At 61.7% G+C, this 18068-nt stretch carries 17 protein-coding genes; 7 read left to right on the forward strand and 10 right to left on the reverse strand.

The window, feature by feature from the left end; translation table 11 throughout:
- Window positions 1–141: 141 nt before the first annotated feature.
- The 6 genes from MOV76_RS00815 to MOV76_RS00840 all read right to left on the reverse strand — a co-directional run bounded on the left by MOV76_RS00815 (window position 142) and on the right by MOV76_RS00840 (window position 5624).
- Window positions 142–621, reverse strand: a complete 480-nt coding sequence (locus tag MOV76_RS00815) for an MEKHLA domain-containing protein (protein ID WP_165403373.1) — start codon at window positions 619–621, stop codon at window positions 142–144.
- A gap of 130 nt (window positions 622–751) precedes the next feature.
- Entirely contained in the window at window positions 752–1942 is a 1191-nt protein-coding gene (locus MOV76_RS00820) for a M20 aminoacylase family protein (protein WP_018516795.1), read from the reverse strand.
- 71 nt (window positions 1943–2013) lie between these two features.
- Window positions 2014–2793: an amino acid ABC transporter ATP-binding protein gene (locus MOV76_RS00825; protein ID WP_018245602.1), complete on the reverse strand. Its 780-nt coding sequence runs from the start codon at window positions 2791–2793 to the stop codon at window positions 2014–2016.
- Complete coding sequence (locus MOV76_RS00830; protein WP_018245601.1) at window positions 2790–3719, reverse strand: amino acid ABC transporter permease; 930 nt, start codon at window positions 3717–3719, stop codon at window positions 2790–2792. Before MOV76_RS00830 ends, MOV76_RS00825 begins: the two co-directional genes overlap by 4 nt.
- Window positions 3716–4606 (reverse strand): ABC transporter substrate-binding protein, encoded by an 891-nt coding sequence (locus MOV76_RS00835; protein WP_026188692.1) that lies wholly within the window; start codon window positions 4604–4606, stop codon window positions 3716–3718. The genes MOV76_RS00830 and MOV76_RS00835 overlap by 4 nt, the downstream gene beginning before the upstream one ends.
- 55 nt (window positions 4607–4661) lie before the next feature.
- On the reverse strand, window positions 4662–5624 hold the full coding sequence (locus tag MOV76_RS00840; protein ID WP_247263586.1) for a nitrate ABC transporter substrate-binding protein: 963 nt from the start codon (window positions 5622–5624) through the stop codon (window positions 4662–4664).
- Window positions 5625–5725: 101 nt separating this feature from the next.
- Here MOV76_RS00840 and MOV76_RS00845 point away from each other — a divergent pair, with 101 nt between their 5' ends.
- Entirely contained in the window at window positions 5726–7051 is a 1326-nt protein-coding gene (locus MOV76_RS00845) for a PLP-dependent aminotransferase family protein (protein ID WP_026188691.1), read from the forward strand.
- Window positions 7052–7109: 58 nt separating this feature from the next.
- Here MOV76_RS00845 and MOV76_RS00850 read toward each other — a convergent pair whose 3' ends face one another.
- Window positions 7110–7832, reverse strand: coding sequence for a response regulator transcription factor (locus MOV76_RS00850; RefSeq protein WP_003562390.1), 723 nt, complete (start codon window positions 7830–7832; stop codon window positions 7110–7112).
- Window positions 7833–7845: 13 nt separating this feature from the next.
- The gene (locus MOV76_RS00855; RefSeq protein WP_018245597.1) at window positions 7846–9084 is read right to left on the reverse strand and encodes a sensor histidine kinase; all 1239 of its coding nucleotides are present in this window, start codon (window positions 9082–9084) and stop codon (window positions 7846–7848) included.
- A 281-nt stretch (window positions 9085–9365) separates the two neighbouring features.
- Between MOV76_RS00855 and MOV76_RS00860 the strand changes: the two genes are divergently transcribed.
- From MOV76_RS00860 to MOV76_RS00880, 5 genes are all read left to right on the forward strand, one after another.
- Complete coding sequence (locus tag MOV76_RS00860; RefSeq protein ID WP_018245596.1) at window positions 9366–10382, forward strand: ABC transporter substrate-binding protein; 1017 nt, start codon at window positions 9366–9368, stop codon at window positions 10380–10382.
- Window positions 10383–10453: 71 nt separating this feature from the next.
- The gene (locus MOV76_RS00865) at window positions 10454–11905 is read left to right on the forward strand and encodes a sugar ABC transporter ATP-binding protein (protein ID WP_247263587.1); all 1452 of its coding nucleotides are present in this window, start codon (window positions 10454–10456) and stop codon (window positions 11903–11905) included.
- Window positions 11902–12849: an ABC transporter permease gene (locus tag MOV76_RS00870; RefSeq protein WP_210069275.1), complete on the forward strand. Its 948-nt coding sequence runs from the start codon at window positions 11902–11904 to the stop codon at window positions 12847–12849. The genes MOV76_RS00865 and MOV76_RS00870 overlap by 4 nt, the downstream gene beginning before the upstream one ends.
- The gene (locus MOV76_RS00875) at window positions 12846–13796 is read left to right on the forward strand and encodes an ABC transporter permease (protein WP_247263588.1); all 951 of its coding nucleotides are present in this window, start codon (window positions 12846–12848) and stop codon (window positions 13794–13796) included. The genes MOV76_RS00870 and MOV76_RS00875 overlap by 4 nt, the downstream gene beginning before the upstream one ends.
- Window positions 13797–13810: 14 nt before the next feature.
- Window positions 13811–14725 (forward strand): SMP-30/gluconolactonase/LRE family protein, encoded by a 915-nt coding sequence (locus MOV76_RS00880; RefSeq protein ID WP_247263589.1) that lies wholly within the window; start codon window positions 13811–13813, stop codon window positions 14723–14725.
- 92 nt (window positions 14726–14817) lie between these two features.
- Here MOV76_RS00880 and MOV76_RS00885 read toward each other — a convergent pair whose 3' ends face one another.
- Window positions 14818–16449, reverse strand: a complete 1632-nt coding sequence (locus MOV76_RS00885) for a GMC family oxidoreductase (RefSeq protein WP_247263590.1) — start codon at window positions 16447–16449, stop codon at window positions 14818–14820.
- 195 nt (window positions 16450–16644) lie between these two features.
- On the reverse strand, window positions 16645–17439 hold the full coding sequence (locus MOV76_RS00890) for an alpha/beta fold hydrolase (protein WP_247263625.1): 795 nt from the start codon (window positions 17437–17439) through the stop codon (window positions 16645–16647).
- A gap of 142 nt (window positions 17440–17581) precedes the next feature.
- Here MOV76_RS00890 and MOV76_RS00895 point away from each other — a divergent pair, with 142 nt between their 5' ends.
- Window positions 17582–18049, forward strand: a complete 468-nt coding sequence (locus MOV76_RS00895; protein ID WP_018245589.1) for a MarR family winged helix-turn-helix transcriptional regulator — start codon at window positions 17582–17584, stop codon at window positions 18047–18049.
- Window positions 18050–18068 lie beyond the last annotated feature (19 nt).

Below are 18068 nucleotides of genomic sequence, written 5' to 3' on the forward strand. Positions count from 1 at the left end.
TTGATCCAATTCTTTATGCCTGATGTCGATGTGCGATCTATGTGACGCAATCATGGTTTTTTGGCAACCAAGTGGCAAACGATGGTTTGCAAAGCCGCGGAAACATATCCGGCGCGTGGTCGGCGTCTCCGCAGCCGGCGCTCAATCCGCCTGCACGTCTTGCCAGGAGTCGAATGTCGCAGCCTGACCACGACGGTGTCCGCTGCGGTCGACGAGATCCCAGACGATGGCTTTCTCGATATAGAAACGCCGTCCTGACTTGGCGATGCGAAGTCCGCGGTAGTCGGCGATAAAGCCGTTGGCCGCTACGGCATTCAACAACCTGTCACGTTCCGCGCGATCGGGTGCCTCCGCCGAAAGACGCGATGGCAAAGTGATGAACTCGTCCCACGAATATTCAAAGCAGGCCTGAGCAGCGCGGTTTGCGTAGATGAAGCGCGGATCGGCGTCAGTGTTGTGGGCAAGGACAACCGCCGGCGACTGCTCGTAAAGCCATTCGGCACCCTGGCCCTTGGGCGTCAGGCTGCGTCCTACGCTTCGTTCGAAGCTTTCCGCCATCAGTGCGTAAAATTCGAGATCGTAAGACAAGTTGAGGCCGGCGTCGGTATAGTTGGCAGTCATGCTGCCCATCCTGAATTGCGGCGAGAGATCTTGAAGTGATCTTCTCGCTTGAAAAGGGGCTACAAAATCCTTTTGCGCTACAGAAAGTGCAAGCTCAAATGCGACCCGGTCAAGCCCGGCGATCGGGACTTCAGGCGTCGTCCTGCAGGTAGCGCTCCGCGAGCCTAGCCCACATGGCCGCACCTACCGTCAGGCTGGCATCGGCGAAGTCATATTTGGGGCTATGCAGGATGGCGGAATTCATGCCGTTGCCGAGGCGCAGGAAGCTGCCCGGCTTGTGCTCGAGAAAGTGCGAAAAATCTTCGCTGCCGGGAATGAGCGGGCACGTCGCGACCTTGTCTTCGCCGATCAGTTCTGCCGCAACGATGCGGGCAAAATCCGTCTCGGCAGGGGAGTTGACGACGACAGGATTGCCGCGATCGTAGTCGATCTCGATCGAAGCATTGTGACCCTCGGCCACCGCGCGGGCTAGCTTCGTGATGCGTTCCTGCAGGAGATCGCGAATGCCAGGCTCGAAGGAGCGCACGCTCAATGCGAGCTTGGCATATTCCGGAATGACGTTGACGGCGTCGCCGGCATGGATCGTGCCGACGGTGATGACCGCTGTCTGGGTCGGATCGAGGTTGCGCGAGATGATCGTCTGCAGCGAGACGACGAGGTTGCACGCCACGACCACGGGATCGATGGTCAGGTGCGGCCGCGACGCATGGCCGCCTTTGCCCTTGATGGTAATCTCGACGGTATCCGACGCCGCCATCATCGGGCCGGATCGCAGCAGGATGGTGCCTTCGGGAGCGCCGGGGTGGTTGTGGAGGCCAAAGATTGCGTCGAACGAAAATCGCTCGAACAGGCCGTCGGCGATCATCGCCTGGGCGCCGCTATTCTTGCCCGCCTCTTCCGCCGGCTGGAAGATCAGCGTCACCGTGCCGTTGAAGCGGCGGGTTCGGGCGAGATATTCGGCGGCGCCGAGCAGCACGGTGGTGTGGCCGTCATGGCCGCAGGCATGCATCTTGCCGGGGGTGCCGCTGGCATAGGCAAGCCCGGTTTCCTCGACGATCGGCAGCGCATCCATATCGGCGCGGATGGCGATGCCCTTGCCACCCTTGCCGGCGCTGAGCCGCGCAACAACCCCATGGCCACCGACATTGCGGGTCACGTCGTAGCCCCAGCCTTCCAGCTTTTCCGCGACGTAACGTGCCGTTTCCGCTTCTTCAAAGGAGAGTTCCGGATGGGCATGCAGATACTGGCGGGTCGCCTTCAGCTCCCCCTCCATGGCTTCGAAGTCGGAAAGGCGGGCATAGGCATTGTCGAGCGTGGGCATGAAAACATCCAGTATTGGTCGAAAAGGACGATTGTTCCGACCCGAGGGCCGAAGCAGCGAGGTGACACCAGTCAGAGAAAACGGGCGAGGAAAGCCTGGGTTCGGGGATGTTGCGGATTGCCGATGACATCCTCGGGCTTGCCCATTTCAACGACATTGCCGCCATCCATGAACACCACCCGATCGGCCGCCTCACGGGCGAAACCGATCTCGTGGGTCACGACGATCATCGTCAGGCCCTGTTTGGCGAGATCGCGCATGGTGGAGAGAACTTCGCCGACCAGTTCCGGGTCGAGCGCAGAGGTGGGCTCATCGAACAGCATCAGCTTCGGCTTGATCGCAAGGGCGCGGGCGATGGCAACGCGCTGCTGCTGACCGCCGGAGAGTTGCCGGGGATAGCTACCCGCCTTTTCCGACAGGCCGACCCGCTCCAAAAGCCGCATGGCGTTCTCGGTTGCGGCCTTGCGGCTTTCTCCGTGCACACCGATCGGAGCTTCGATGATGTTCTGCAGCACCGTCATATGCGGATAGAGATTGAACTGCTGGAACACCATGCCGATCTTGCGCCGCTGGCTGGCGATCCCGTTGCTGGACAGCTTTTCCAGCCGGTTTTTACGAAGGCGATAGCCGATCTGTTCGCCATCGACTTCGATGAACCCCTTATTGATCGCTTCGAGATGGTTGATGCAGCGCAGGAAGGTCGATTTTCCCGAGCCGGACGGGCCAAGCACCACGACGACTTCACCCGGCATGACGTCGAGGTCGATCCCCTTTAGCACTTCGAGCCGGTCGAAAGATTTGTGGACGTTGCGGGCTCTGACGAGAGGTTTTGCAATTTCGGCACCGGTCAATGGCTTGCCTCCTCGGCAAGGGTCTCGGATTTGGCGGCAGCGGCGTTGTTGCGACGTTCGCTGCGCCCGTAATAGGCTTCGATATAGCTCTGGCCGAGATTGAGGATCGAGGTGATGAAGAGGTACCAGAGGACGGCAACCAGCAGCATCGGCACGATCTCGAAGGTGCGATTGTAGATCGACTGGACGGAATAGAGCAAATCGGCCATGGCGATGACGCTGACGAGCGACGTTGCCTTGATCATGCTGATCAGCTGGTTGCCCGTCGGCGGCACGATCGAGCGCATCGCCTGCGGAATGATGATCCGCCACAGCGCCCTCGCCTTGGTCATGCCGAAGGCTTCCGCCGTCTCGAACTGGCCGCGATCGACCGAGAGCAGCCCGCCGCGAATGATTTCGGCCATGTAGGCCGCTTCGTTCAAGGCAAGGCCGACGATCGCCGCCGTCATCGGCGTGATCACCGAATTGGTCTCCCAGCTTGCGAGCGCCGGACCAAACGGAATGGCGAGCGAAAGTTCGGGAAAAAGGGTCGAGAGATTGTACCAGAAGATCAGCTGCACCAAGAGCGGCGTGCCGCGAAAGAACCAGATGAACAGCGATGCCAGTGAACGGGCGAGCCGGTCATTAGACAGCCGGGCGATCGCCAGTCCGAGGCCGAGAACGATACCGATGGCCATAGCGACCACCGTCAGGCCCAGGCTGACGTAAAGGCCACTGATGACAGTCGGATCGAAGAAATAGGCCGCGACGACAGGCCAGCCAAAATTCTCGTTATGAGCGACGATCCACAAGAAGTTCGCGGCAATCAGGAGCACGACCACCCATAGGATGAGCCTGCCCGTTTGAAAGGGCTTGTGGGCGTGGGCAACATCGCGGAAGTCCGCACCGCCCAAAGGCGGTGCGCCAATCGAATGGTGATCGCTCATTTCGGCAGGTTTCCGCCAAGATTGAGGCCGGGCTGCTTGATCATGTTGTTCTCAAGACCCCACTTCTTCATGATGGCGGCATAGGTCCCGTTATCCATCAACGCCTTGATCGAGTCGAGCAGAACGGGGCCGAGCGGGGAACCTTTCGGCACGACGGCGCCCTGGTAGAGATCGTCAAAGCCATTCTTCTGGCCAACGCCGCTCAGTTCCAGCTGGCCGTTTGCCTGAGACACGAAATATGTCAACGGTGCCTGCGAGGAGAAGAAGGCATCGGCGCGTTTGGAGCGGACTGCCAGGATCGAGCTCGGCTGGTCGGTGTAGGACTGCACTTCGGGCGCGGGCTTGCCACCCGCCTTGCACTTTTCGACCTGGGCCTGGATCACCTTTTCGGCGGAGCCGCCGGCCATGACTGCAATGCGATTGCCGCAGGCGCTATCTAGCGAATCGATGGCCTTCGGATTGCCCTTCTGAACGGAAAAGACCACGTATTCCTGAACCCAGTCGATGAAATCATTGGCCTCTTCACGGGTTTTGAAGTCACCGATCGGGCCGAAGGCGAACTGGTATCGGCCGGAATTGATGCCGGCGAGCAATGCGGTCAGTCCGCTGACGGTTTCGTGCTCGATCGTAACGCCGAGCATCTGGCCGATTGCATCGGTCAGATCGGCGCTGGCGCCCGTCAATTTCGTGCCGGTGACGATCTCATAGGGAGGAAAGGAACCATTGTTGACGGAGATCATCTTGCCGTCCGTGCGGATCTTCTCCGGCAGGCGGGCGTGAAGCGCGTCGTTGACGGTCTGTTTTGGTACGGCCGCCTCCTCAGCGAACACCGACGTCGTCATCATCAGGCCCAGCAGGGCGGCGGAAGCGATCAGTTTCGAATGCATGTCATTCCCCTTTTTGGTTTTGCGAAAATGGTAGTTCAACATGACGCGAAGAGTTTCACCGGGCCTTGGCGTGCCACGGAAACAGCTCGGCGGGTGTCAAAAGGCGCGGCATGATCTTCTGTTCGTAAAGTTCCTCGGCAAAGTCGGCGATCATTGCCTCGTTCTCGGCAAGCCCGCTGGCCCTCCAGGTCGGCGGCAGATCGGCCGCGCAGCGGCGCAGTTCGTCGATCATCCACGGTGTTGTGTCGGCGTATTTCTCACGCTTTTCCAGCCACAGACGCTGGGACTCGTCGATCAACTCGCTGAGTTCATCCATGATCCAGGGATGCTCCCGGACGATATCAGCCTTGAAGCCGATCAGATGCATGCCCGGGATATAGCCGACCTCATTGAGGTAAGCGACTTCAGCGGCGCGGAAATCATCCAGCACCTGTCGCAGGGGCGATTCCTGATCGAAGAAACCCTTCGGCATGAAAGGCGTGAACACGGCGTCGAGCCCGCGATCCAGCAAAAGATCGACCATCGGACGCTCGCCGGGGACAGCCTCGATGCGGCCAGGCCGTCCAAAGCCATCGAGCCGGTCGACGATCGGGTGAGCTTCCGTCAGGCGCCCGGCATACCACATGGCATCCTCAACGCCGACGCCCTCCCGGCGCAACGCAGCACGGGTCCAGGTATTTCCGGAATCGCGCCAGCCGGTTACGCCGATCTTCTTGCCGCCGAGATCGGACAGCGTGCGGAAAGGACTATCCTTGGTGGTGATAATGCAGCGATGGCGGAAGCCGCGCATGATGAAGTTCGGCATGCCGACGATCCGATCATCGCCATCATGACGCATCTGCGAATAGCGGCTGAAGGACATTTCCGCGGCGTCATGCGCCGCGTCATCGGCGAGGCTGGAGACCAGCGTGCCTACACGATCCACTTTGATATGGAGACGGGAAGAACTGACGTCACCGAGCACCAGCGGTGTCATGTAATCCCAGTCTCTAAGGGCGATGCGAAGCGTTACAGGCATGCAAAAAACTCACTGAAATGGCTCGACGAGGGGCAAATTAAATGTTCAAAATAACGAGCACAAATGTTATTACGTTATTGAACATTTAAAGTGAGAAAAAAATGGGCGACGCGGTCGAAGCCTCCTGGTTTGCCGAAAAAATAGCCGATCGCAGCATCAGGGGGATCGCTCTCGAAACAAGCGCGCTGATCCGTGCCGGTGTCCTGCCCATCGGCACGCGCCTGCCGGCGATCCGCGATATCGCCTACGAATTGCATGTCAGTCCGGCGACGATCTCCGAAGCTTGGAGCGAATTGCGGCGGCAGAAGATCATCAGCGGCCGGGGGCGCAACGGCACCTGGGTCAGCGGCGACCGCTTTGTCGCCAAGCCGGAACGCCTCGCCAGCTCGGGAAACTATAGGGAAGGTGTGCTCGACCTTACCTTAGCCGGGCCGGATGCAGCACTTCTTCCCCGCCTGGCCGAAGCAATGGCCTATGGCGCGTCCGTCGACGATCTCAACAGCTATGAGCGGAGCCGGATCGTACCTGAGTTGAAGGACGCCGTTTCAGAGCGATGGCCCTATGAGGCGGAAGCCTTTCTGGCCACCAATGGCGGTTACAACGCCGTCTATACGATATTGCATGCGCTGGTCTCCTCGGGCTCGGCGGTCGCGATCGAACATCCGACCGCCATGCGACTGCTCGATATTCTGGAAGATCTCGGCGTGAAAATCATTCCTGTCGCCTGCGACGGCGAAGGCCCCCTGCCGGATTCGCTGCGCGAAGCTTTGCGGCAACGTCCCGCGGCCTTCCTGTTCCAGCCGCGGTTGCATTCCGTGACCGGCGTTACGGTCAGTTCATCCCGCCTCGATCAGCTCGGAGATGTGCTGGAAGACAGCGATACGCTTGTCATCGAGGACGATGGCGTCGGCGACGTGTCGGCGGCACCTCCGCAGTCGCTCGGTGGCCGATTTGCGGAGCGGACGATCCATATCCTGTCACTCTCGAAAAGCCTCGGCCCGGATCTGCGTCTCGCGGTCCTGTCGAGTTCCGCGCCTATCGTCGACCAGATCCAGTCTTACCGCTCCTTCAGTGCCGGCTGGACCAGCCGTATCCTGCAAAGTGCCGCCGCCTGGTTATTGCGCGATCCGGCAACCTGGCAGCTTATCGGCGAGGCGCGCGAGATCTATCAGCAGAGGCGCGACGCTCTTGCCGAAGCGCTCAGCGAACGGGGAATACCGATACCGCCAGGCCAGGGCCTGTGCCTCTGGGTGCCCGTCGTCTCCGAACCATTCGCGATGGTGACGCTCGCCGCACGCAATATCGCCGTCAACCCGGGCAACAAATTCTCCGTCTTGCCAAGCAGTCATATTCGAGTGGCGACGAGCACACTCAGCGATCGCTGCGAGGAAGCTGCCGATGCAATCGCGCTGGCTCACGCGCCGTGAAAGGCAGTGGCCGCAGCCCACGTCTCTGATCCCCAGTCATTCCACGCAAGTCCGGAAACTACTTTCCCTCAAGCCATTCCTGCAGCTCTGCCTCCGCCCGCTCCAGAGCGCTGTAATTCAGGAGTTTGCGCAGGAAAGCGACGGTGACGGCGCGGGCGCGCAGATTGAAGCGGCCGTCCTCGTGGTCGTCACCGGCGCTCTGGTAGACGTCGAGCTTATCGTAAAGCTGCTGCAGACGGTTCTGCACGCTGCGCAGCGACAGGCCCCGACGTTTGGCGATGGCCCGGTCGGTGAGGCCGAGCGCGATATCGACGAGGATCTCGTATTCAGAATCGGTGAAGCCGTTCGTCTGGCCGAGGCTCTTCTGCTGCAGGCCCCGCACCTCGCGGTCGATGACGCACTGGCTCTCGATGAAGATCGAGCGCAGCGCAAGCTTCAGCCGCTCGTCGGAGGCGGATTTCAGCACATAGCCATAAGCGGCGCCATCCGGCACGATGCGGGAGACGCCACGCACATAGGCCTCATCCGAGTAATTCGACCAGAACAGGATGCGCGTTTCCGGCCGCTCCTTCCAGATGGTGCGCGCCGCCTCGATACCGTTGCGGTTCGCCATCTGCAGGTCCATGACGATATGCGCCGACTTGTGGTCGCGGGCGAGCTTCTCGCCGACGGTTCCGTTCTCCGCCTCGATCACCGTGTCGCATTCCGGCAGAGCTGCGTTGACCGCCTCGTGCAGATAGGACCGGTGCAGCGGGTCGTCCTCGACGATCAGAACCTTCATGGTGCCCTCCTCCTCAGTTTGGCCCGATTGCCGGGTCGTGCGGTACGAGTGGCAGCACGACGCGCACCGCAGTCCCGCGATTGTTGTGGCCCGGCCCGGTCGTGAACCGCGCCGAAATCAGCCGCGCACGGGTCTTCATATTGTCGATGCCACCGCCGATCCGTCCCCGCGCTTTGGTGAGGCCGGTTCCGTCGTCGGAGATTTCGATCGATAGCCGGTCGTCATCGGCCTCGAGCCGCACGGTGACGGCGAGCGGGGCGGCATGGCGCACCGCATTGTTGATCGCCTCCTGCGCGATCCGGAACAGCGCGACGCTGACGGTCGGTTCCAGTCGCTCCAGTGCGCCGTGCGTTTCGTCGACAAGGCCCCATTCGATCCCCGATCCGCTGTCGCGGGTCGATCGGTCCAGATGATGCTCGATCGCCTGGGCGAGGCCGAAGAGCTGGAGCACCGAGGGTTTTGCCTGTTCGATGATCTGCCGCAGATCCTGCATGCAATGCTGCAGGGAACGGGAGATCGGCTCCAGCGCCTCGGGCGCCACCTCTCCGTTGCGCGACAGCCGATCGATCCGGCGGGCGAGCCGCGTCAGGTCGGCGAGCGTCTGGTCGTGCAAGTCCATGCCGATGCGCTGGCGTTCCTGCTCCAGGGCTTCGGTAAGCTTCAGCGCACCTTGCCGCAAGCCCTCCTCGCGGGCGCGGGCTTCTGCCTCGACAATGGCCGAGCGTTGCGCCTGCTCAGCCGCTTGCAGCGCGAAGAAATAGGGCGTCAGCAGGTCGGCGATAATACGGGCGCGTTCGATATCCTCCATCGTATAGACACCCGCCCTGTGCGACGAACAGGAGAGCGCCGCGATGATCGTGCCCTGCACCTTCATGGGCACATGCAAGCGGCTCCTCAGCGACTGTTCGACGATCGGCCGCTTGAACGCGCCCTCGAAGTGGAAACGCGGGTCGGTCATGGCGTCGTCCGCCAGCAGAAAATCCACCTCGCCCCAGAGCAGCGAGCGGATGGGGCTGTTGACAACAGGCGCACCGGCAAGGCCGCCCCAGGCGGTCTCGATGCCCGTCTCATAGGCCGTGTGGTAGTTGCCGCCCTCAAGCAGCACGCAAACATCGAGATGGTCGTGCGGGATGATATGGGCGACCTCGGCCGCAACGGAACGGATAGCCGAGCGGAAGTCGAGCTGGCCCGCGAGCAGCCGGGAAATGCCGAGATAGTGGTCGAACATGGCTGCGGGTACGAGATGCAGCATCGTCAGTTCCTCCCCGAGGCCGCAGCAGGCTCCTCAACCCGCAGCGTCTCCTTCCCAGTAAGCGCCCGCGGACGCGTCGCCGTCTTGCGTAAACCCGCAGCTTGTTGCGCAAATCCCGCAAACGACTTGCCGCCTTGCCCCTGTACAGGCCGATCGATCTCCCGCATCCTGCCCTTACTGAGAGGAGGAAGCTCAGTGCAAGAACAATTTTCACTCGGACCCACTTGGGCCGGCAGGAGTGAAGCGATCCGCCGACCAGCGCGATCATCAGGGAGGAAGACATGACAATCCGTAAGATGCTTCTGGCATCGGCCGCTATTGCTTGCGCCGCGATGCCCGTTTCCGCCTTTGCCGATACGTCGGCCAAGAAGATCGCTCTTTCCAACAACTATGCCGGCAACTCGTGGCGCCAGGCCATGCTGACGAGCTGGGGCAAGGTGACGGGTGAAGCCGTGAAGGCTGGCACCGTTGCCGCAGCCGACCCTTTCACCACTGCTGAGAACCAGGCGACGGAACAGGCCGCTCAGATCCAGAACATGATCCTGCAGGGCTATGACGCCATCGTGCTCAACGCCGCCTCGCCGACGGCGCTGAATGGTGCGGTCAAGGAAGCCTGCGACGCCGGCATCACCGTCGTTTCCTTCGACGGCATCGTCACCGAACCCTGCGCCTGGCGCATCGCCGTCAACTTCAAGGAAATGGGCCGCAGCGAAGTCGAGTACCTGTCGAAGAAGATCCCGGACGGTGGCAACCTGCTCGAGATCCGCGGCCTTGCCGGTGTCTTCGTCGACGACGAGATCTCGGCCGGTATCCACGACGGCGTCAAGCAGTTCCCGCAGTTCAAGATTGTCGGCTCCGTTCACGGCGACTGGGCGCAGGACGTGGCGCAGAAGGCTGTTGCCGGCATTCTGCCGAGCCTGCCCGACATCGCCGGCGTGGTAACGCAGGGCGGCGACGGCTATGGCGCCGCACAGGCGATTGCCGCGACCGATCGGAAGATGCCGATCATCATCATGGGCAACCGCGAAGACGAGCTGAAATGGTGGAAGGAGCAGAAGGACGCGAAGGGCTACGAGACCATGTCGGTGTCGATCGCGCCCGGCGTCTCGACGCTTGCCTTCTGGGTGGCGCAGCAGATCCTCGACGGCAAGGAAGTCAAAAAGGACCTCGTCGTGCCCTTCCTGCGCATCGACCAGGACAATCTTGAAACCAACCTCGCCAATACCCAGGCCGGCGGCGTCGCCAACGTGGAATACACGCAGGCAGACGCAATCAAGGTCATCGAGTCGGCAAAGTAAATCTCCCGGCGACTGCCGCGCGGCCGCAGATGGCCGCGCGGCATTTTTTGCAAGCAGGCATGGCGGGCAGCATGGATGAGGTTTTGAAGGCGGTGATCGCCGTCGATGGCGCCAAGGTGAGCTTCGGCGCGGTCAGGGCGCTCGATGGCGTGACCCTCCGCGTCATGCCGGGCGAATGCGTCGGGCTCGTCGGGCACAATGGAGCCGGCAAGTCCACCATCGTCAGCGTCATCAACGGCGGCCTCACGCCGCACGAAGGAAGTGTGGCAAGCGACGGCGAGCGGCTGGAGCGCTACGGTATCAACGCGGCGCGTGCCCGCGGCGTGCGCTGCGTCTTCCAGGAGCTTTCGCTCTGCCCCAACCTTTCGATCGTCGAGAACACGCGCATCATGCATCGCCATCTCGGCGGCTTCGGCTGGCGCAGGCGCGCCGCAGAGATCATCGAGAAAAGCCTCGATGCCGTCTTTCCCGGCCACGGCATCGACAGCAGCCGGACCGTCGGCGATCTTTCGATCGCCGAGCGGCAGATGGTCGAGATATCAATGGCCTTTTCCGACGCCGGCATTGCACCCCGTCTGGTGATCCTCGACGAACCCACTTCGTCGCTCGATGCAAGCCTTGCCCGGCAGATGCTCGACTATGTTCGCCGCTTCATCGCCACGGGCGGGTCCGTCATCTTCATCTCGCATATCCTGCACGAGATCCTCGAAACCTCCGATCGCATCGTCGTCATGAAGGATGGCCGTGTCGTCGCCGAGCGCCCGGCGCAGGGCTTCGACCATCACGGCCTGGTGGAAGCGATGGGCACCGTTGCGAAAGAGGAGACCAAGCAGCGCTCGGCCCGTGAACAATCCACCGCCCCGCTCATTCTCTCCCATCAGGCGAAAGGCCTTTCCTTTGCAGCCCGCAAGGGCGAGATCATCGGACTGGCGGGTCTGGCGGGCCATGGGCAGACCGAGCTCCTGCTCGCCCTGCATGCCGCCCAGTCCGGCAACTGGCTGCCTGAGCGCGATCCGCTCGTCACCTTCGTCGCCGGCGACCGCCGCCTCAACGGCGTCTTCGAGCTGTGGAGCATTCTGCGCAACTTCTCCATCGCCTCGCTCGGTGACCTGTCCCGGCGCGGCCTCATCCTCGAGGGCGAAGAGGAGACGAAAGGCGCCGACTGGAAGCGGCGGATCGAGATCCGCACCCCCGATATGGACAACCGCATCCTGTCGCTTTCCGGCGGCAACCAGCAGAAGGTGCTCTTTGCCCGGGCGCTGGCGACACGCGCGCCTGTCGTCTTGATGGACGATCCGATGCGCGGCGTCGATGTCGGCACCAAGCAGGAGGTCTACGCGATCATCCGCGAGGAAGCGGCGCGTGGCCGCACCTTCATCTGGTACTCGACCGAAATGGACGAGGTCCGCCTCTGCGACCGCGTCTATGTCTTCCGCGAAGGCCGCATCACGGCCGAACTCGCCGGCGACGCCGTCAACGAGAAGAATATCATCGCCGCCTCCTTCGAAGGGGTCGCCGCATGACGGTCCGGCTGTCGTCCGACGCCATGCGTCTTGCCATTCCCGCCTTGTCGCTGACGCTGCTGCTTGCCGCCGTCTTCTGGCTGCAGCCGCGCGCCATGAGCTATGTCGGGCTCAACTTGCTGTTCAACCTGGCTGTGCCGATCGCGCTGGCGACGATCGCCCAGATGATCGTGATGGCGGTCAACGATCTCGATCTCTCGATGGGCACTTTCGTCAGCTTCGTCGCCTGCGTCACCGCAACCTTTCTGCGGGATGCCCCGGTGACCGGCGTGCTGATCCTTGCCGGGGCGATCGCAACCTATGCGGCGCTTGGCGTCGTCATCTATCTGCGCGACCTGCCCTCCATCGTCGTGACCCTCGGCATGAGCTTCGTCTGGGGTGGCCTTGCCGTATTGCTGCTGCCGGCGCCGGGCGGGCAGGCGCCCGACTGGGTTCGCTGGCTGATGACCGTCAAGCCGCCGCTGGCGCCGATGGCGATCGTCGCCAGCATCGTCATCGCCTTGGTTGCCCATCTCCTCATCATGCGCTCCTCGCTCGGCGTGCTGATGCGCGGCATTGGCGGCAACCAGCGCTCGGTCGAGCGCGCCGGCTGGTCGATTGTCGCGGCGCGCGCTGCCGCCTATGGGCTTGCCGGCCTCTTTGCTGTGCTCGCCGGCATTGCCCTTGTCGGACTGACCACCTCGGCCGATGCCAATATCGCACTGCGCTACACGCTGCTGTCGATCGCCGGCGTGATCCTTGGCGGCGGCGAGTTCATCGGTGGTCGCGTCTCCCCGATCGGCGCCGTCATCGGCGCGCTGACGCTGACGCTCGCCGGCTCGTTCTTGTCCTTCCTGCGGATCTCGCCGGACTGGCAGATCGGGGCTCAGGGCGCGATCCTGATCATCGTGCTGGCACTTCGGCTGATGCTGAACCGCCTGGAGAAGCGGGAGAAACGCCGATGACCCCGCTCCTGCGCCTATTACGCAAACCCTGGATCTGGTCGTGGCTTGCCGCCTTTGTCGTCTGGTTCCTGACGATCATGGTGACGCTCGGCGCCAGCGCCCTCGGCCTGTCGCAGGCAGCCCTCACCTTCGCGGCCTTCTCGGTCATCGTCGGCATCGGCCAGATGTTCGTCATCACGCTCGGCCCCGGCAACATCGACCTCTCGGTTCCCGCCACCATGACGCTTGCCGGCACGGTGGCGCTGAAGCTGATGAATGTCGAAAACGGCATGATCCTGCCCGGCCTTCTCGTCGCCATCGTCATCGGCCTTGTCGTCGGTCTCGGCAACTATGCACTTATCAAGGCGCTGCGCATTCCGCCGATCATCGCCACACTGTCCATGAGCTTCATCGTGCAGTCTGCCGCGATCTGGACGAACCGGGGACTGCGCATCAAGCCACCGAGCGTGCTGGCGGAATTCACCACGTCGCACACGCTCGGCGTGCCGAATGTGGCGATCGCAGCACTCCTGATCTCGCTGCTGGCCTGGTTCTTGCTCGAAAAGACGATCTACGGGCGCTGGATCTCGGCGATTGGCCAGAGCATGCCGGCAGCCCGCATGGCCGGCATTCCGGTCGACGGCACGCGTTTCGTCACGTACCTCTTCTGCGCCGTGCTCGCATCGGTCGCGGGCTATCTGCTCGCCTGCTTTTCCGGCGGCGCCGCGCTCAACATGGGCTCGGAATATCTCTTGATGTCGATCGCCGTCGTCGTCATCGGCGGCACGGCGGTCGCCGGCGGTGATTCCAACGTGCCGGGCATCTGGGGCGCATCGCTCTTCATGTTCCTGGTCGTCTCCATGCTCAACACCTACGGGCTCGGCGCGGGCATCCGCCTGATCATGACCGGCCTCATCATCATCAGCGTCATCATGCTCGCCGGCGGCCGCCGGGCCGGCATGCGATAAACGGAAAGACCGCCATGGCCGAGGCCAGCATCTACGAAATCCACGACCCGCGCTTCCGGCAGATGATCGTGACCAGCGCCGGTCTCGACGAGCTATATTCAAGCTGCCGCTGGGCGGAGGGTCCCGTCTGGTTCAACGACGCGAACCAGCTGCTGTGGAGCGACATTCCCAACCAGCGCATGCTGCGATGGACGCCTGAGAGCGGCGTCTCCATCTATCGCCAACCCTCCAACTTCACCAACGGCCATACGCGCGACCGGCAGGGACGGCTGATATCCTGTGAACATGGGACGCGCCGCGTCACCCGCACCGAGGTCGACGGCGCAATCACCGTGCTCGCCGATCGTTTCAAGGGCGCCAGGCTCAATTCGCCGAACGACGTGGTGGTAAAATCGGACGGCACGATCTGGTTCACCGACCCCACCTACGGCATCATGTCGGACTATGAAGGCTATCGCGCCGAGCCGGAGCAGCCGACCCGCAACGTCTACCGGCTCGATCCGACGACCGGCGAAATTGCGGCTGTCGTCACGGATTTCATTCAGCCAAACGGCCTCGCCTTCTCGCCCGATGAGACAATCCTCTACCTGGCGGACTCGGCCGCCAGCCATGACGAAAGCCTGCCGCGTCACATCCGCGCTTTCGATGTGATCGACGGCAAAAGGCTCGCGAACGGCCGCGTCTTCTGCCTGATCGACAACGGCATTCCGGACGGCATTCGCACAGACGTCAACGGAAACCTCTGGTCGAGTGCTGCCGATGGCGTCCATTGTTTCGACCCGACCGGCAAACTGATCGGCAAGATCCGCGTACCGCAGACCGTCGCCAACCTCACCTTCGGCGGCCCCCAACGCAACCGGCTGTTTATTGCGGCGACGCGGTCGGTTTATGCGGTGTACGTTGCGGTGAGTGGGGCGCAGGTGCCGTGAGGTTGGTCGCCTTGCACCAATATGGCGCGAGGCGAACAAAAAGCTCGGCGGCCCACGTATGCTGGCCGCCGATCTCCACATAAATCTCTTCATCAGATGGGCTGATTGAACCCTCCGCTCGAGTCCGTAAGGCCATGCATGTTCCGGATCAGATCGGCCGCCCGCTCTCCGATGACAACGCAAGGCGCCATGGTGTTGCCGGTGGTGATACGCGGCATGATCGAGGAGTATGCGATGCGAAGGCCATCGATACCGTACACCTTGAGCTCACTGTCGACCACAGACCTGCTGTCACGTCCCATTTTGGCTGTGCAGGACTGATGCCAGTAGGTGACCGCCGAACGCCGGATAAAGTCGATCATCCCTGATCTGTCGCGCGCGCCCGGAGCCGCCTCGGCTGTCACCAGTGGCGTGAAAGCATCGCTGTTTCCGAGTTCGCGACACAAGTCCACCGCAGCCAAGGCGGCCGCCATGTCTTCCGGCGCGCTGAGTGAATTCGGTTCGATCAGGATAGGGTCATTCGTATTGGGGCCGGAGAGCCGCAATCGACCACGGCTTTTTGGCTGGGCGAGACCGTTAAACATCGTCCAGCCATGTTCCGGCGTTTCGAGGCCCGTCTCGATCGGCGACGGCACAGCGAACTCCAACTGGCACTGAAGAATGTCCGGCTGCGCAAGACGCGAGTCGCTTTTCCAGTAGAGTTTTGCTTCGCAGCCGCTACCACCGACGGCTTCTGATTTTCGATATGCCCAGGTGCAGCCGAATGCGAGGTGATCCTGATGATTGCGCCCAACGCCAGGTAAGTGTTGAACCACGGGAATGCCATGGGCTTGCAGCTCGTCTTCCGGACCTATGCCCGACTGCATCAACACTTTCGGAGTGTTGACCGCGCCTAGCGACAGTACCGTTTCGCAACGCGCCGTGAATTGACGTCGCTGATCATCGACGAGAACCTCGACCCCCGTCACGCGCTTGCCATCGAAGATGAGGCGCGTGACCAGTGCGTCGGTCAGCACAGTCAGGTTTGGGCGCGACATGAGCGGACGGACATAGGATCCGAACACGGATTCCCGCTTGCCATCCCGGATCCGCAGTTCAGCGATCGATGCCCCTCCTGGCCCCTCCATCATCTCACCGTTCGGGCTATCGTAGACGGGAATGCCGATAGTGGATGCCGCACTCAACAAGGCCTCTGCGATCGGTTGGGGCGCCTGCGGCTGCGCTACGTAGGCGGGTCCTCCCACGCCGCGACGCGTTGGGTCCGGAGCGCCCTGCCAATCTTCGATCCGGCGATAGTAGCCGAGGATTGACTGATAGCCCCACGCGTCATCGCCGGCTTCAGCGGCAAAGTGGTCCCAATCTCCCCTGTGTCCTCTGGCCCACACCATGACATTGATGCTCGAACCGCCACCGAGCCCTTTGCCCATGCTGAGAGGAAGACGTCGACCGTCCAGGCCAGGTGCCGGTTGTCCGACAAAACCCCAGTCCCGGATCGAGCCGAGATTGAGCGGCCACTGCGCAGGGTTTGTAACGGTCTCGGCCGCATCGTCCCCGCCTGCCTCGAGCAGTAGGACGCTTGCGTTTCCATCCTCTGCCAGTCGCGCGGCAACAACGGAGCCGCTGGACCCGGCGCCGCAGACGATGAAGTCGAAAACATCACCGACCTCGCTCTGAGGAATGGGCGGATTTTTGGGTGCATTCTGGTCATGACTATTCAGCTTCACGTGACTACCTCCGTGAATGGATTCAAAATAATAGCGAAAGTGCTGAGGATCCCGGGGCGAATGCGGGCAATGGATCCTAGGCCGAGATCGTGCGGCCTTCATCTGCTCGCTTTGGCCCGACCTCGCTCGGTTCGACGGGCGCTGCTCTTCACCATCGGGACAGTGCCGGCTGTCCAGATGAAACTGCGTCTGTCATTACTTCTTCGCCGAGAAGGCCTTGGCGGCCTGATCAATGGTATCCGCGACCACCTTCGGCTGCGTTATGAACAGGGCGTGGCTTGCCGAAACCTTGGTGATCTTCGCCTTGATGCGTTCGGCCATGTGGATCAGCATGGCCTGATCGAATGCCCTATCCTCGGTAGCAATCACAGCCCAGCTGGGCTTGGTGTGCCAGGCAGCATGTTCGAGCTTCGTGCCGAACGCCGACATGTTGATCGGGACTTGCGCGTCTCTCATGAACGCAACATCAGCATCGCTGACGTCATGAGCAAAGCCAGCCTTGAACTTTTCCGGGCTGACATATCCAAAACCATCCTTCGTCGTCTCGATGACGAATTCCGATGCGGGAGCAAATCCTTCGTATTGTTGAGCCGTCGTCTCGCCTGCATCAGGAGAGAGAGCCGAGACGTAAACGAGGCCTGCAACCTTTGCATCAATGCCAGCTTCCGTGATGACCGTGCCGCCCCAGGAATGTCCAACGAGAATGACCGGACCATCCTGCCGTTCCAGCGCACGTTTGGTGGCTGCGACATCGTCTTCGAGAGATGTCAGGGGGTTCTGGACAATGGTAACGCGATAGCCCCGCTTGGTGAGGTTGTCATAAACACCCTTCCAGCCAGAACCGTCCGCAAAGGCGCCGTGGACGAGCACAACATTTCTGACGGATTGGCCTTGAGAGATGGTGTCCGCGGCGTTCGCCGGCAATGCGGCGGCGGACAGTGAGGCTGCAGTAGCAATTGCGGCTATGGTGGTCGTGGTCTTGCGTGGCATGGCTGACTCCTCGGTAATGGCGATAACTGTTATTGCGATATATATAAGCTGGCAGACTTCAGATTGGGCGTCAAGATAATTCTTATCGCGATATTTAATTTTGCTATTGCATAGGGTATATGGAGATCTACAGGAGTTCAGAATGACCAAACGCCATAACGACCCACCCCCCCTGCACGACCAACTGTGCTACGCGATTTACACTGCCGGAATTGCAATCCAGCGCGCCTACAAACCTCTTCTCGACGAGTTGGGCCTGACGTACCCGCAGTACCTCGTGCTCAATGTGTTGTGGAGCGAAGATGGGCAGACGGTCGGTGCCATTGCCAACGCCCTTGCCCTGGAATCCAGCACGCTGACGCCGCTATTGAAGCGCCTTGAGACATCCGGGTTGCTGCACAGGACCAGAAACCTGAACAACGAGCGCCAGGTGTTGATTGCGTTGACCGACGAAGGCCGGGCATTGCAGCACAAGGCTGGTTGTCTCAGCGACACCTTGCTTGCTGCCTCGACCCAGACGCCACAGGAATTGGGCGCTCTGAACCGCGACGTCCGTCATCTCCGCAACGCGATCTATTCCCAGATCGGCGGGTGGGATGCGCCGACCTGAGTTGCCGTGCATGTCGGCG

The organism is Rhizobium sp. PRIMUS64 (assembly GCF_023006465.1).
Taxonomy (GTDB): domain Bacteria; phylum Pseudomonadota; class Alphaproteobacteria; order Rhizobiales; family Rhizobiaceae; genus Rhizobium; species Rhizobium leguminosarum.